Origin of the sequence: Bradyrhizobium sp. cf659, assembly GCF_900113725.1 — a bacterium.
Classification (GTDB): Bacteria; Pseudomonadota; Alphaproteobacteria; order Rhizobiales; family Xanthobacteraceae; genus Bradyrhizobium.
Genome location: NZ_FOQJ01000006.1, coordinates 15541 through 29202 on the forward strand (window position 1 = coordinate 15541; position 13662 = coordinate 29202).

Annotated in this window: 12 protein-coding genes and 1 pseudogene; 5 read left to right on the forward strand and 8 right to left on the reverse strand. The window is 63.0% G+C overall.

The features are described 5' to 3' along the window. Positions 1-6 precede the first annotated feature (6 nt). Positions 7-1779, forward strand: a complete 1773-nt coding sequence (locus BM118_RS24235) for a S8 family serine peptidase (protein ID WP_092188007.1) — start codon at positions 7-9, stop codon at positions 1777-1779. Between the two features lie 55 nt (positions 1780-1834). Here the strand turns inward: BM118_RS24235 and BM118_RS24240 are convergent. From BM118_RS24240 to BM118_RS41670, 3 genes and pseudogenes are all read right to left on the reverse strand, one after another. Further along, positions 1835-2194 (reverse strand): annotated as a pseudogene (locus BM118_RS24240) (family 1 glycosylhydrolase); the annotation flags it as partial. 157 nt (positions 2195-2351) lie between these two features. Further along, the gene (locus BM118_RS24245; RefSeq protein WP_177234645.1) at positions 2352-2762 is read right to left on the reverse strand and encodes a hypothetical protein; all 411 of its coding nucleotides are present in this window, start codon (positions 2760-2762) and stop codon (positions 2352-2354) included. A 61-nt stretch (positions 2763-2823) separates the two neighbouring features. After that, entirely contained in the window at positions 2824-2991 is a 168-nt protein-coding gene (locus BM118_RS41670) for a hypothetical protein (protein ID WP_177234646.1), read from the reverse strand. A gap of 446 nt (positions 2992-3437) precedes the next feature. On the opposite strand from BM118_RS41670, the gene BM118_RS24250 reads away from it, so the two are divergent. Further along, positions 3438-4721, forward strand: coding sequence for an NAD(P)-binding domain-containing protein (locus BM118_RS24250; RefSeq protein WP_092188009.1), 1284 nt, complete (start codon positions 3438-3440; stop codon positions 4719-4721). Further along, positions 4651-5991 carry a carboxylate--amine ligase gene (locus BM118_RS24255; RefSeq protein ID WP_143099516.1) on the forward strand — a complete coding sequence of 447 codons (1341 nt, stop codon included), beginning with the start codon at positions 4651-4653 and terminating at the stop codon, positions 5989-5991. Before BM118_RS24250 ends, BM118_RS24255 begins: the two co-directional genes overlap by 71 nt. 354 nt (positions 5992-6345) lie before the next feature. On the opposite strand, the gene BM118_RS41675 is transcribed toward BM118_RS24255, so the two are convergent. The 4 genes from BM118_RS41675 to BM118_RS24270 all read right to left on the reverse strand — a co-directional run bounded on the left by BM118_RS41675 (position 6346) and on the right by BM118_RS24270 (position 11093). Next, complete coding sequence (locus BM118_RS41675; protein ID WP_177234647.1) at positions 6346-6579, reverse strand: hypothetical protein; 234 nt, start codon at positions 6577-6579, stop codon at positions 6346-6348. After that, entirely contained in the window at positions 6576-6875 is a 300-nt protein-coding gene (locus tag BM118_RS41680; protein WP_177234648.1) for a hypothetical protein, read from the reverse strand. Before BM118_RS41680 ends, BM118_RS41675 begins: the two co-directional genes overlap by 4 nt. 135 nt (positions 6876-7010) lie before the next feature. After that, complete coding sequence (locus BM118_RS24265) at positions 7011-9482, reverse strand: TonB-dependent receptor (RefSeq protein ID WP_092188012.1); 2472 nt, start codon at positions 9480-9482, stop codon at positions 7011-7013. Positions 9483-9734: 252 nt separating this feature from the next. Then, complete coding sequence (locus BM118_RS24270; RefSeq protein WP_092188014.1) at positions 9735-11093, reverse strand: histidine kinase; 1359 nt, start codon at positions 11091-11093, stop codon at positions 9735-9737. Between the two features lie 210 nt (positions 11094-11303). Here BM118_RS24270 and BM118_RS24275 point away from each other — a divergent pair, with 210 nt between their 5' ends. Then, on the forward strand, positions 11304-11924 hold the full coding sequence (locus tag BM118_RS24275; RefSeq protein ID WP_092188016.1) for a response regulator: 621 nt from the start codon (positions 11304-11306) through the stop codon (positions 11922-11924). A gap of 78 nt (positions 11925-12002) precedes the next feature. Further along, on the forward strand, positions 12003-12848 hold the full coding sequence (fghA, locus tag BM118_RS24280; protein WP_092188018.1) for an S-formylglutathione hydrolase: 846 nt from the start codon (positions 12003-12005) through the stop codon (positions 12846-12848). A gap of 182 nt (positions 12849-13030) precedes the next feature. On the opposite strand, the gene BM118_RS24285 is transcribed toward fghA, so the two are convergent. After that, on the reverse strand, positions 13031-13534 hold the full coding sequence (locus tag BM118_RS24285; protein ID WP_244550224.1) for a DUF3280 domain-containing protein: 504 nt from the start codon (positions 13532-13534) through the stop codon (positions 13031-13033). Positions 13535-13662: the final 128 nt, after the last annotated feature.

Below are 13662 nucleotides of genomic sequence, written 5' to 3' on the forward strand. Positions count from 1 at the left end.
CACGCCATGGCAACAAGTCCAGATGATGCGCGACCGACCTCGAGCGACAATCGACGCAAGCCAGTGCGCACCACTCAATACATGATCGCGCCAGCGGGCGCCGGCATCAGTGCTCAAACGCTGGCCGAACAATTGAATCGGTTCGGCAACATCCTGTGGACCCACGACCAGCGCGGCGTCAGCGGCCCGCCAATTGCGATCGTGCGCATGCCTGACGAAACCGCCGAGGCCCTGCGCCGTTCCACGGGAGGTAGCCTTATCATCGAGCCGGACAGCCATCTGCGAGCAGCATCCTTTGCCGGGCCAACCTCCTCGTTGATCCCGACCACGACGATGACCGCGCTCGGGCCGGACTTGACGGTGACGATCCGGGTCCTCAGCGAAGCCGGAGCGCCTGTGGAACAGGCAATTGTACGCCTCGTTGGCGGGCAGGCGTCAGCTCAAGGATGGACGGACCGTGATGGCAACGTCGATCTTGCGCTGCGCGACGAAGTGCCGGAAACAGTCGCCGCCATTTTCGTCAGCCCACGCTCCGGCCATTGGGGCTTGTGGCAACAGCAGCCCTATATCGAGGCCGATGCGGTGAACACCCTCACCCTGAAACCGTTGCCGCTACCCGGCCGGCTGGATTGGGGCGGCGAAGCGATGCGCTTCGATCAGATTCCCGACCACTGCCGTGGAGCCGACGTCAAGATCGCGCTCATCGACAGCGGCGTGGCGACCAGCCACAAGCAATTGGCTCACATCAAGCACGGTATCGATGCCCGAAGTGGCGAAGATCGCTTATGGTCGAAGGACGTCACTGGCCACGGCACACCTTGCGCAGGCATCATCAATGCGGCAGCACAGGCAGATTACGGCATCCGCGGCTACGCCCCGGACAGCGAGCTGCATGTTTGCAAGCTTCCCCCAGATGCCCGTTGCAGCGACCTGATCGCGGCGCTCGATGATTGCCTGCAATACGGCATCGACGTGGCGTGCATCGGAGTCGGTTGCGAGCGCGGCTCCGTGCTGGTTGAGCAGCACATTGCCATGGCCAAGCAGCAAGGCGTCAGCATCATCGCTGCCGCCGGCAACTCCGGAGAGGGCATACTGTTTCCGGCCTGTTCTCCGCATGTCGTAGCGGTCGGTGCGGTCGGACAGGTGGGAAGCTTCCCGGAAGACAGTCTCCAGGCGGCGCAGGCCGCAGCCGCCACTGCGGCGGCGGGTGGGTTGTTTGTACCGCCGTTTTCCTGCCGCGGGTCCGAACTCGACCTGTGCGCGCCCGGTGTTGCGGTCATTGCCTGCCAGTCGCCGGACGGCTACGCGGTCTGCGACGGCACCTCGCTTGCAGCGGCTTACGTCGCCGCGCTTGCAGCCTTGATCCTCGCCGACCACGCCGACTTCAAGGGCAGCTTCGCCGCAAAGGATGGCCACCGGGTCGAACGGCTGTTCCAAATTCTGAAGGATACTGCGCAGCCCATCGGCCATCCATGGCAGACCGGGGCCGGGTTGCCGGATGCAGCCCGCGCACTCGGCGTCCGATCCGATCAGCGGCCCCTCGCCATGCCTCTGAATGCCGGATTGCGCGAAATGCGCAACGCTATTCGGCAGCTCGATCGGATTCCATTCAGCGCAAGCCAGGCGATGATATTCGAGCCGCCGCGCGGCCCGGCCAACGTGACGCGGCTTCCGCTGAATCCGGCCCCTCTGGCGTTCCAGGCTACCGGCGCGGAAACAGCGACGGTGCATGAACTCAGAGCAGCCATGGCGCTCGCGGGTCTAGCGGAAGGACCTTAGGGGATGATCGGGACCCCGCAGTCCTAGAACGTCGCGCGCAAGCCTGCATAGGGGCCCGCGGCCAGGCCACCGAGAAGCGGTAGGCCTTGCAGCTGAGGTCGCGGATGAGCGCGATGTCCTCCTTTTCGCGATGATAATGCTCATTGGCGCGGTCGCCTGTGGTGCCGTCCTCGATCTTGCCGGGAATACGGACGAACCTGTCCCAGATCGAGGCCCCTCGCCCGTCCTCGTTGACCGCGCCCTCGACCTGATAGGACGAGGTCGCCGTGCCCCAGACAAAGCCGACGGGAAAGCCGCTTTCGCCGCGCGGCGCTGCGGCCGGCTTGGCGTCCGCGAGCTCGAGCGGACCTGCCATTCCGGCTGCGGACAACCCCGCGATTTTCGCGAACTGGCGACGCGAGACCTTGTCCGACATTGATGCTGCTCCGGGGTGATGCTGGTGCGGCAGCACAATGGCGGGTCGCACTCCGTTTGAGAAGCGAGCTTTGAGGCAGGTCGGATGCAGAATTGCGGCGCCTGGGCCGCGACATATGGATGCGGGCGCCCCGGCGGGCCGGCGATGGCTCCCGCGATCAGCGCGAGCGCTTCGGCAGCTTTGGAAGCTTGCCGGGATTGAACGCGGGGACCTGTCCGGCTTGTTCATCACATGCCGGCGGCTGCTGTTCCGTCAGAATGAGCGTTCCCTGCAGGATCATTCCCGGCATTTGTTGTGCCGTCGCCGTGTAGGTCGCGATCTTGCCGGGGCAGTGTCCCTCGATGTCCAGCGTCAGCTCATCATCGATGCCGAAGACAGTCGCACGTCCATCGGTATGACGCTTCGTCAACACGGTTGCGGTGAAGCGATCGCCGTCGACCTTGCAGGAGCCGTGATACGTCATCAGGCTGTCACGGCCCCAAATCTGGCCGTCTGCGACGTGGACGATACCGGTCCCCTGATCGATCGGCGTCTTGTACCACGCCGCGTAAGTGCCATCCTTCAGCATGGGAGCCGTCTCCCCTGATATTCCCCCGCAAACAATCGGCATGATTAGCGCTAAGAAAGCGTTAATCGCGCGGCCCGTGCCAATCCGGTCGGTCCCTGCGCAGCTCGGCTTCAAGGTCCTCGATGATGCTATGAAGCAGACACGCGGCAAGCGGGTCGGTCACTTCCCGTTCCAGATGCCGATAACGCGCGATCCGGGATTCCTGTTCTTTCAACTGGTGCTCTGTCATCAGACGGGCCCTCCGACAAACCGACGCGGAGACGGCCGAACAGTTTCGTTAAAATTTTCAGATCATTTGCCATGGTTTCCGATCGGTTAAGAGCGACGCGGCGTCAAGATTTGGCTTGGAGAAGCGGAGTTGGCCCGGGCGCGGCTTTGCCACGGGTCAAAAAGCCGACGTCGCCCAGGAGCGACGCGGCATCAGCAAGGGGCCAAGGGGCGACATGCAAATGGCCTCCAACTGAGGCCCCCCTTGGGGGGTCCAACCGACAGAGCGCCGATGGGCATGAAACGTTGCAAGCGGTCTCCAGGATCACCTTGCGGAGTACTCACAATTTGCCGCCGCTCAGTCTCCGACGAGACTCGATCGACGGTTCTTATCTCAAATCCTTTTGCGTACACTTGCTCAAAGTGACTTCGGAACGTCCCAAGACTGCCGTAACAGGAGAGGAAGTTATGCGGGAAGTCGATCTTCCGGTAGCTGTCATCGGTGCGGGGCCGTTTGGCGTCTCAACCGCGGCTTACTTGCGGTCTCGCGGCGTGGAGTTCCGTATATTTGGCTCACCAATGCATCGCTGGCGGACGCAAATGCCGGCGGGCATGCTCCTCAAGTCTGAAGGATTCGCTTCCAACCTCGCGGATCCGGCCGGCCGTTGCACTCTGCAGCAGTTCTGTGAAGAGGAAGCGCTGCCCTACGAGGGTGTACCCGTATCACGTGAAACATTTTCCCGATACGCCGTAGCGTTTCAGCAGCGGCTCGTTCCAATGGTCGAAGATGTATCAGTCACCATGCTGGATCGACAGACCAACAGGTTTCAAGTGCGACTGGCCACGGGTGAAGAAGTAAGGGCCAAAAAGGTGGTTGTCGCAACTGGTCTGTCGCACGCCGAATACATCCCCGCTAAACTGGCGAAATTGCCTGCAGAGTTGCTGTCGCACAGCAGCAACCATCACGATTTAGACAAATTCAAGGGGCGCGAAGTAGTCGTCATCGGCGGCGGTCAATCCGCGCTCGAGACGGCGGCTCTCTTGAACGAGGCGCAAGCGACGGTAACGCTGCTGGTGCGGCGTTCGTCAATCGAGTGGCATGATATCCCCAAACCTGGGCCACGATCGTTATGGCAACGGCTGCGCCGGCCAGAGTCGCCGATGGGAAATGGGCTTAAATTATGCCTCTGCGCCGCCGCTCCGCTGGCGTTCTATCATCTGCCCGAGCAAATACGCGTCGATGTGGTGCGGACGTACGGGCAACGTCGCGGGACGCCTCTGGAGGTGCTCGGCCCATCGGGTTCGTGGTGGCTTAAAGAGCGGGTCGTGGGCCGTGTACCGATACTGCTCGGTCAGGGCGTGCGAGAAGCCGAAGCGAAAGGCAGCAAAGTGGTTCTGCACGTCGATGGCCCAGAAGGGACGTCCCGCCAACTGATCGCTGACCACGTCATTGCCGCGACCGGCTATCGCTTCAATGTTGGATCACTCCCATTCCTAAGTCAGAGGCTGATATCCGAGTTGCGCTGTGTGCAAGATGCTCCGTCGCTGTCGCCCAGTTTCGAGTCCTCGATCCCGGGCCTTTATTTTACCGGCATAGCCAGTGCATACAATTTCGGACCGGTGATGCGGTTCTTATGCGGCACTCAGTATGCGGCCGAGCGCATCTCCAGCGCTATTGGCCGTGAGCAACGTCGTTCTCCGTCGTCAGTTTCTGTCGAAATTGCTTCCACACGCAATCAAACCGCTTGTTGAACAAATGGCGAGTGCGAACGAAGGCTTGCCGCCCTTCCCGGTTCTCATCCTGAAAACGGGCCACTATGCCCTGCATCATGGCGGCCTCGGTATCATTCGAACCTTGGGAATGCTCGATGTTCCAGTATTTACAGTCATCGAGGATCGCTTCGCACCGGCCGGCTTTTCCAAATATCTGACGGGAATAATCGTATGGGACACCCGCGACTTGCCAAGATCGCGGCTGCTCGAAGGACTGGAAAGGATTGGACGACAGCTGAAACTGCCGACCATCCTCATTCCAACGGATGACGTCGGCGCGATCCTGATTGCCGAAGAGGCTCTCACATTGCGGCAGTGGTTCTTGTTTCCGAAGCTGCGATCAGACATTCCACGGAGCTTAGCCGACAAATCTCAGCTGCACACACTGTGCAAGCAACTCGGGGTACCATGCCCTCAAGCAATATCGCCCGGCACGATTTCAGAAGTCTACGAGTTTATTGAGACCGCAGCTTTCCCGGTTGTGGTGAAGCCATCGAAGCCATGGCTCAATTCTAAGATCAAACCCTCCATCGTTTCCTCCCCTCGGGCACTCCTAGATCTCTACCGCCGATCGGAAGCACAGATTCCTCATAACCTGCTGATCCAGGAATACATTCGTGATGGCGAGGATTGGCTCTTTGATGGATATTGCGACGCGGACTCGAAGTGCCTGGCCGGCTTCACTGGCAGAAAGCTGCGCTCTTATCCGTCCCGCTTCGGTTCTGCAACATTGGGCAGATCTGTCACCAACCCCGCGCTCCTCCAACAGGCCGAGGCTTTCGTCAAAGCGGTTTCCTATGCAGGTATAATGGACATCGACTATCGTTTCGATAAACGAGACGGTCAATACAAGCTCCTCGACTTCAACCCGCGTATCGGCGCGCAGTTTCGATTGTTCGAGGATAGCGACAGAATTGACGTTGCGAGAGCGCTTTATCGCGATCTCACGGGTCAGTGCGTGCGGCGATCGCCACAGATTGATGGCCGAGTATTTGTAGTCGAGCCCTATGATTGCCTGGCCAGCGTACACGACCTCTTGCGTCGCCAGCTCTCGGTCAGAGATTGGTGGCGATCACTCAATGGCGCCCGGGAATTCGCCTGGTTCAGACGGAGTGATCCTTTTCCCTTCATCGTGATTTGGATACGCCTTGCCATGGCAGGCGTGGCGAAAGGGGTACGTTTTTTGCATTTTCTATTCGGGAGGTCGGAAGCCGAGGGCAGCAAAATCCGAAGAGCGCCCCTTGGGTGACGCGCACCTGCACCTCCTGTTTCACTTGATTAAGAGTGGAGCGTTCGATCGGGTGCCCGGGTCGCTGGTCTCGCAAGGACCGCCGCCGCCAATTCGACGAAATCGTCTTGCAACGCGCGGCCGGACCATACATTCGGGTCGTGTGTGGACGACGCCCGCGTTGCAAGAGCAACTCCCACTCAGGAGATAACATCTTAGAGGTTCCCATCGGGGCGCAGGAGACGGCCAATGCCTCAGTTGGGTCACAAGCTGACCATAGCCAACCGCCCCGGAGACGTCCGCCTTGGGCCCAGAGGCGGAAGTCTTCGACGCCAATGACGTTCGCTCAAATCATTACCGGCGCGGTCTCTGACCTCACGGTACTTCGCCGGCCTTGCGACTCCCGCCGATGCTGTGCGGCTTGTTGAGGAAGAACTCCCGATTGCCGAGAGCCGCCTCCGCGTACTGATCGATCGCGACCTGGATGGCCTCGATGTGCATCCGGCACCAGCCTTCGTAACATGACAGGCGCCGCGCATGATCGAGCGCCTTCAGGAATTCCGGCGGCTCCTGCATGTCGGAGAAGTAGGTCGGCCTCTCGCCCTTCATGCCTGCGCCGCCTCTCGCGGCGGGACAAGACGGCGCTTCTCGACATGGACGCGCGGCGGCGTCGGCCGCCGGCGGGGAATGAAGAGGCTGGCGACGACAATCGGGTCGGTGTCACCGAGCGCGGCCCGCTCCTGGACAAGCCCGCTCATCACGGTGCGCATCTTCATGACCTCGTGGGCCACGAAAGTGCAGTCCTCGTCCCGGTTGATCTGTTCATGCATGATCGCTTCAGCCTCACGCATGCTGACACGTAACGCTCTGATAACTCTGCGGATTTTATTGATGCGGTTGTCCATGGCTCGCTCCTTGACTGGACGGCCAGCATAAGAACAAATCATGAACATTGTGTCAATCGGCCTAAGGTAGAACGGGCCAGTCCCGACACCCATGACAGGCTTGGCGACAGGTAGATCCGCTTCGCCGCGCCGAGTTCAGAACGTCACCCGCATCCCCGCATAGAACGCGCGCGGCCTTGCCGGGCTCAGCGAGCGCGGGTCGGTAAAGGCGTTGCCGCCATTGGTGAAGTTGGGCACGGCACCAGTGTCGAAGAACTGTCCGTAGGTCGCGTAGCGCTTGTCAAAGATGTTGTCGACCTTGCCGTAGAGCTGGATGTTCTTGGTGACCTGGTACGAGGTGTGGAGATTGAACACCGTATAGGACGGCAGCTTCGTGTATTGGTTGGACTCGTCGCCGACCAGATACTGGCTGGAGACGAACAGCGCGTTGCCGCCGACCTTCCAGACGTCGGTCACCGCATAGTCCACGCCCACCTTGACGCGGTGGCGCGGGATCGCCGGGATCTGGTTGCCGGGCGAGACGTGGATGGTCTCGGTCACGGTATCTCTGAACGGGCTCTCCGAACCGAGTTCGAGCGCATCGAGGAAGCGTGCGTCGACGAAAGCATAGCTCGCCTGGAATTGCAGAGTGGGCGACTTGATGTTGACCTCAGCCTCGAGGCCCTGCCGCCTGGTACGGCCGACATTGGAGAAGTAGCCGAAGCCGGTGCGTCCGACCGCAGGAACGGCGACGATGTCGTCGTAGTTGGTGGCACGGAAGCCGCCGATCTTCCATCCGAGCGTGCCGATGTTCAGCTCCTTGCTGCCGCGCAAGCCCGCTTCCACGGTCTTGGACACGACCTGCTTCAACGGCGGGTCGGAGACGAGAAACGCCGCGATCAGACAGGGACGGATGGGATCGGAGCAGCCGAGCTCGAGCGGCGTCGGCACGCGATTGGCCTCGGAATAGCCGGCATAGGCGGTCAGCTCGGGCGTGATCTTGTAGGTGCCGCCGATGACCGGATTGAAGCGGGTGAAGGTGTGATCGCCGTTGAGATCGGTGCCGAGCTGATCCTCCAGCGTGATGCGCGCCACGTTGAAGCGGCCGCCGCCGGTGACGGCGAAGGCATCGGTGATGTTGAACGTGTCCATCGCGTACAGGCCGTTATACTGATTGACGGTCCGCAGCGAGACAGGACCGGCAACGGTGTCCGGTGAGCCTGTCGGCCCCAGGAAGAGGCCGCTGCCGCTGACGACGTAGTTTTCTCCGATCGAACCGATCTCGGCGGTGGCGTTATAACGCGTGACGCTGGCGTCATAGGTTGCGCCCACCACGAGCCGGTTGTCGTGCCCGAGCAGCTGATCGGTGTTGGTGGCCTGCCCCGACACGCCGAAGGTGGTCGACCGTATCGAGCTGCGGTCGATCTCGCCGAGGATCGTCCCCGAAGGAAACGGATTGGCAAGCTGCACGCCGTTCGTGCCATTCGCCGGCGTCGTATCGTCGCCGAAGCACAGCAGACCGGCGATCGCGCATTCCTGCACGTCGGTCGGATTGCCGTCGACCAGCTTCTGCTCGTACCGGCGCACATGGGCGGTGCCTTCGAGCGTCCAGGTCGGCGTCGCATCGACCTTGCCGGTGAGGTTCAGATAGCCGACGCGGTTGGAGGTGGTCTGCGGCGTCGTGTAAGTCGCGCCCCAATATTTGTCGAGCAGCTCGGCCGGAACGGTGGCGCTGGCGCCGAAATCGTTCTTGGCCACCCCCATGTTGGCGTGGAATTCGCTGTCGCCGGCCTTGTAGCCGACATCGCCGTAGAAGCGCCGCACGGTTGATTGCGAGAAATTGCGGAAGCCGTTGTCGCGCAGGCCTTCGAGCGCGGCGTAGACGCCGTAGTTCTTGTCGACCTGCTTGCCCCATTGCGCCGAGCCCTGGATGCGGCCGAACGAGCCGCCCATGACGTCGAGCTCTGCGCCCTGATAGGTGAAGCCGTCCTTCATTTGCAGGTTGAGCGCGCCGCCCAGCGCATTGAGGCCGAAGGCGGGATTGTTGGTCACGAGCGTCACCGACCTGATCGCGGTGGTCGGGATCAGGTCCCAGTTGACGGCGTCCGAGAAGGCTTCGTTGATGCGGACGCCGTTCTGGTACACGGCAAGGCCCTGCGGCGTGCCCGTCACCGGCGAGGCAACGAAGCCGCGGAATTCGACGTCCGGCTGAAACGGATTGCCGGTGACTTCGCTGATGTTGACGCCGGCGATGTTGTCGCGCAGCGCGTCGGTGACGTTGAGCGAGCCGGTCCGCCTGATCTGGTTGGCATCGACCGCGTTGATCGCCGACGGAACCTTGTCGACATCGAGACCCCTGCCGGTGCCCGGCGCGGTCGGGTAGACGTAGATGCGTGTCTTGGGGCGGCTCGACGACGATGCCCCCGCTTGCGCCACCGGCCGCGACGGCACGTTGCGCCTTGTCGTCGCGGGCGGCGGTGCCGTCACCTCGACCGGCGGCAGGTTCTGAACGTTGGTCTCCTCGTCCTGCGCGGCTCCGGCAGGGCCCGCAAAGACCAATCCCGACAGCAGCCCCGTCGAAACCGAGGCCATCCACAACCGACGCTTGAACCAAAGACGCGTGCCCATCCCAGCCTTCCCATCCGTGACCGCCGGCTGTTTTGATTTTTCGCCGTTTGGTCGAGACGAGTGTATTCGGCAGCAGCGCACGCGCCAGCCACAAAAGGTCGGGCGATATCCGCACCCGTTTTCCCGACGAAATCGGGAATTTTTCCCGATCGTCCTGAAGCGCGATGAGATCATCGCGCTTCAGATTATTATTTGAGCATGATCTTTGCGGAAAACCGCGTCACACTTTTCCGGATCATGCTCCAGACGCGATCAGGCCGCCGCCGTCGGCACCAGCGCCTCGACGGTCAAGCCGCCGTCGCCGGAGACGACGTTGAGCGTGCCGCCCAGCGCCAGAATCCGCTCGCGCATGCCGACGAGGCCGAAGCCCAGCTTCTGGCCCGGCTCCATGCCGCGGCCATTGTCGCTGACCCGCACCCGGGCACAGCAGCGGCCATCGCGCGTGAGCTGCTCTGCCGGCTCGATCACGACATTGACCGCGGTCGCGCCGGCATGGCGGAACACGTTGGTGAGCGCCTCCTGCACGACGCGGTAGATGGTGAGGTCGGCGGTCTCTCCGGTCGCCCCGAGCCCGGACGAGATCGTGGTCTGGATCGTGACGTCGGGATGCGACTCCCGCCACAGCCGCGACAGCGATTCGAGCGCCTGGCCGAGGCCGAGCTCGGCGAGGCCGACGGGCCGCAGCCGCTCCAGCACGCGGCGGGTGAATTGCTGCAGCGCGTTGATCTGCTCCAGCAAGGCGCTGCCGTGCTTGCGCACCGCCTCCGCGCTCGGCGCCCGCCCGTCCGCGAGCTTCGCCAGCGCGCTGGCATGGGCGCGGAGCGAGAACAGATACGGCCCGAACTCGTCATGCAGCTCGCGCGCGATCTCCTTGCGCTCCACGTCCTGGAGCGACACCGCGCGCTCGGCGAGGCGCCGCTTGTCCTCGACCGCCTCGCCGAGCGTAGCCGCAAGATGGTTGAGCTTGGTGCAGATCGCCGCAAGCTCGGGCGCGCCGCCCGGCGCGACGCGCGCCTCATAGTGCCCGCCCTCGAGCTCGGTCATCGCCTCCGCCAGCGACTGCAGCGGCGCCAGCGCCCGGCCAACCACATTCATCATCACCAGGAACAGCGCGAGCGCGATCACCGAGCCGACCTCGAGCTGGGTCACGATGCCGTCCCAAATCTCGGCGATCTCGTCGTCCGGATGCGAGGTGATCCGCAGCGAGCCGGGCCTGCCATGGATCGAGACGGGCACGCTGACCGCGGTCTGCTCCGGATGAACCAGGCTGACGAACCAGGCCGGCGGTCCGCGCGTGTCGTCATCGGCATCGGGCCGGGGCGGCGTCAGCGGGTTCCCGCCGGAATCGTGCAGCGCGATGCTGACATGGCGGAGCCGGCTGAGATCGCGCGCGATCTGGTTCAGCCTGGCGTCCGGATCGGGCGCCTCGTTCAGGTCCGCCACGATCATCTCGATGAATTCGCGCGCGAGCCGGATCACGCTCTGGTCCTCGGCCTGCACCCGCGGCCCCGCCTCCGCGACCTGGCGGCCGATGTTGACGGCGAGCCCCAGCGCCAGCAAAAGCGCCAGCAGCAGGTTGATGCGCGCGCGCAAGGATAGATTTTGCCACATTGGTGTCGCCTGCTACCTGCGAAGCCTGGCCCGCACCTGTCCGATGAGATTGACAGAGGCGAAGCGCCCGATATCTAATCGAAAGCGTACAGCAATCCCGGCCGGGTTGCATGAGGCGACATGAGAGCCGCGTGGCTCTCCTGTTCGGTATCATGCGGCGCAAAACAGGCAAGTTCTATCACGGGGAACGTGCTGTCGCGGGGAACGCCTATGCGCATTCTGATCGTCGACGATCATCCCATTGTCGCCTCCGGCTGCCGTGCCGTGCTGGCCGACGAGGGCGAGATCGAGATCCTGGAGGCCGCCGACGCCGAAGACGGCGAGTGCGTCTTCATCGTCGAGCGCCCCGACCTCTGCGTCATCGACATCAACCTGCCGACCGTCTCCGGCTTCGAGCTGGCGCGCCGCATCCTCGAGCGCGCGCCCGAGGCCCGCATCATCATGTTCAGCATGAACGACGACCCCGCTTTCGCCGCGCGCGCGATCGAGTGCGGCGCCAAGGGCTACGTCTCCAAGACCGGCGACCCCGACGATCTCGTCGAGGCGATCCGCACCGTCGGGGGCGGCGGCACGTATCTGCCGAGCGCGATCGCGCGCAGCATCGCCTTTGCGGGACCGGCGCTGGCGCAAAGCCCGCTATCCAAGCTGAACGCGCGCGAGATGGAGATCCTGCGGCTGCTCAGCGCCGGAAAGAGCCTGTCCGAGATCGCCTGGCTGGTGCAGTCGTCCTACAAGACGGTCGCCAACACCTCGTCGATCATGCGCCAGAAGCTCGGGGTCAAGACCTCGGTCGAGCTGGTGCGGCTGGCGATCGACAGCGGCGTCGCCTGACGCGCGGGCAGCCGCCACATATTCGGTCACACAAGCGTTGCAATGTTGATGTGGTTAAGTGCCACTGGAGCTTAGGGCATGACGATTCAGACTGTCTCGACCAACAAATCCTACGGCGGCGTGCAGGGCGTGTACCGCCATGCGAGCCAGGCGACCGGAACCGACATGGTGTTCTCGGTCTACGTTCCCCCGCATGCGGACGGCGCCAAGCTGCCCGTGGTCTGGTATCTATCAGGTCTCACCTGCACGCATGCCAACGTCACCGAGAAGGGTGAATTCCGCAAAGCCTGCGCCGAGCTCGGCCTGATCTTCGTCGCGCCCGACACCTCACCGCGCGGACCGGACGTGCCGGGCGACCCCAACAATGCCTATGATTTCGGCCTGGGGGCCGGCTTCTATGTCGACGCGACGCAAGAGCCGTTCGCACGCAACTATCGCATGTGGAGCTACGTCACCGACGAGCTGCCGAAGCTGGTCGCCGAGAACTTTCCGGTCGATGCCAAGCGGCAGTCGGTGATGGGCCATTCGATGGGCGGCCACGGCGCGCTGACGGTGGCGCTGCGCAACCCGCACCGCTATCGCGCGGCGAGCGCGTTTGCGCCGATCGTGGCGCCGTCGCAGGTGCCGTGGGGCATCAAGGCGCTGACCGGCTATCTCGGGCCCAACAAGGACAACTGGCGCAGCCATGACACGGTGGCGCTGATCGAGGACGGCGCGAAATTCCCGGGCTTCCTGGTCGACGTCGGCGATGCCGACAACTTCCTGAAGGAGCAGCTCAAGCCGGAGCTGCTGCAAGCCGCCTGCACCAAAGCGAGCATCCCGCTGACGCTGCGGCGGCAGGCCGGCTACGATCACAGCTATTATTTCATCTCGACCTTCATGGGCGATCATCTCAACTGGCATGCGGAGAGATTGAAGGGGTGACCGTGCACGCCAAGCGAACGCTGCTCTCCCTTCTCCCCTTGTGGGAGAAGGTGGCGCGAAGCGCCGGATGAGGGGTTGCTTCCGCGATTTCAAATGAGAGTTGGACTCGCGGAGAGAACCCCTCACCCGTCTCGCCGCTTCGCGGCGAGCCACCCTCTCCCACAGGGGGAGAGGGAAAGAACCTACTCCGGCTTGCCGTAATTCGGCGCCAGCAACCGGTTGCGGATCAGGTAGCTCATCGTGCGCGTCCAGGATTCGTCGGTGTTGCCGCGCATGTCAGCGCTGGCGGCCGTGATCATGGCGCCGGTCTTCACGTCGCGCAGGTAGATGTTGAGGTTGATGATCAGGTTCGAGACCTTCTGCACCATGCCGGTGATCTCCAGGTCGGCGCCCAGCTGCCCAGCGAGCTTGAGGTCGCAGCCGCCGCAGGCCTGCAGATTGGCGTGACGGGCGGCGTCCCTGACCGGCGCGATGTCGAGCACCTGGAACCGGCCGGAATCAGCCAGCTCCTTGCGGAGCTGCTCGCTGATGCGATCGAGCCGTACCAGCTCCGGCTTGGAGCCGTAGAACTCGCCGGGCAGGCTGGTGTCGATCAGCTCGAAATCGAACACGGCGAGCTTCGGCGGATCGGCGAGCGCGGCTGAGCCCGTCAACAGCAAAGCGGCCAAACACAGCAGCGCTCGCATGATCGTGATTCCGGGTCCTCGCGACGCGAGGACGAAATGCGGGGTTGCATGCCCTGACAAATTGGTCATGCTTTAGCAGAGACAATTCTCCATCGGCGGTCAAGCCGGGGAGAACGTTTGGAGGAAAC

What these genes read in the sequence shown, in the direction of transcription:
- BM118_RS24235 (WP_092188007.1), top strand. Translation starts at nt 7, where the DNA reads ATGGCAACAAGTCCAGATGATGCGCGACCGACCTCGAGCGACAATCGA.
- BM118_RS24245 (WP_177234645.1), bottom strand. Translation starts at nt 2,762, where the DNA reads ATGCTGAAGGATGGCACTTACGCGGCGTGGTACAAGACGCCGATCGAT.
- BM118_RS41670 (WP_177234646.1), bottom strand. Translation starts at nt 2,991, where the DNA reads ATGACAGAGCACCAGTTGAAAGAACAGGAATCCCGGATCGCGCGTTAT.
- BM118_RS24250 (WP_092188009.1), top strand. Translation starts at nt 3,438, where the DNA reads ATGCGGGAAGTCGATCTTCCGGTAGCTGTCATCGGTGCGGGGCCGTTT.
- BM118_RS41675 (WP_177234647.1), bottom strand. Translation starts at nt 6,579, where the DNA reads ATGAAGGGCGAGAGGCCGACCTACTTCTCCGACATGCAGGAGCCGCCG.
- BM118_RS41680 (WP_177234648.1), bottom strand. Translation starts at nt 6,875, where the DNA reads ATGGACAACCGCATCAATAAAATCCGCAGAGTTATCAGAGCGTTACGT.
- BM118_RS24265 (WP_092188012.1), bottom strand. Translation starts at nt 9,482, where the DNA reads ATGGGCACGCGTCTTTGGTTCAAGCGTCGGTTGTGGATGGCCTCGGTT.
- BM118_RS24270 (WP_092188014.1), bottom strand. Translation starts at nt 11,093, where the DNA reads ATGTGGCAAAATCTATCCTTGCGCGCGCGCATCAACCTGCTGCTGGCG.
- BM118_RS24275 (WP_092188016.1), top strand. Translation starts at nt 11,304, where the DNA reads ATGCGCATTCTGATCGTCGACGATCATCCCATTGTCGCCTCCGGCTGC.
- fghA (WP_092188018.1), top strand. Translation starts at nt 12,003, where the DNA reads ATGACGATTCAGACTGTCTCGACCAACAAATCCTACGGCGGCGTGCAG.
- BM118_RS24285 (WP_244550224.1), bottom strand. Translation starts at nt 13,534, where the DNA reads ATGCGAGCGCTGCTGTGTTTGGCCGCTTTGCTGTTGACGGGCTCAGCC.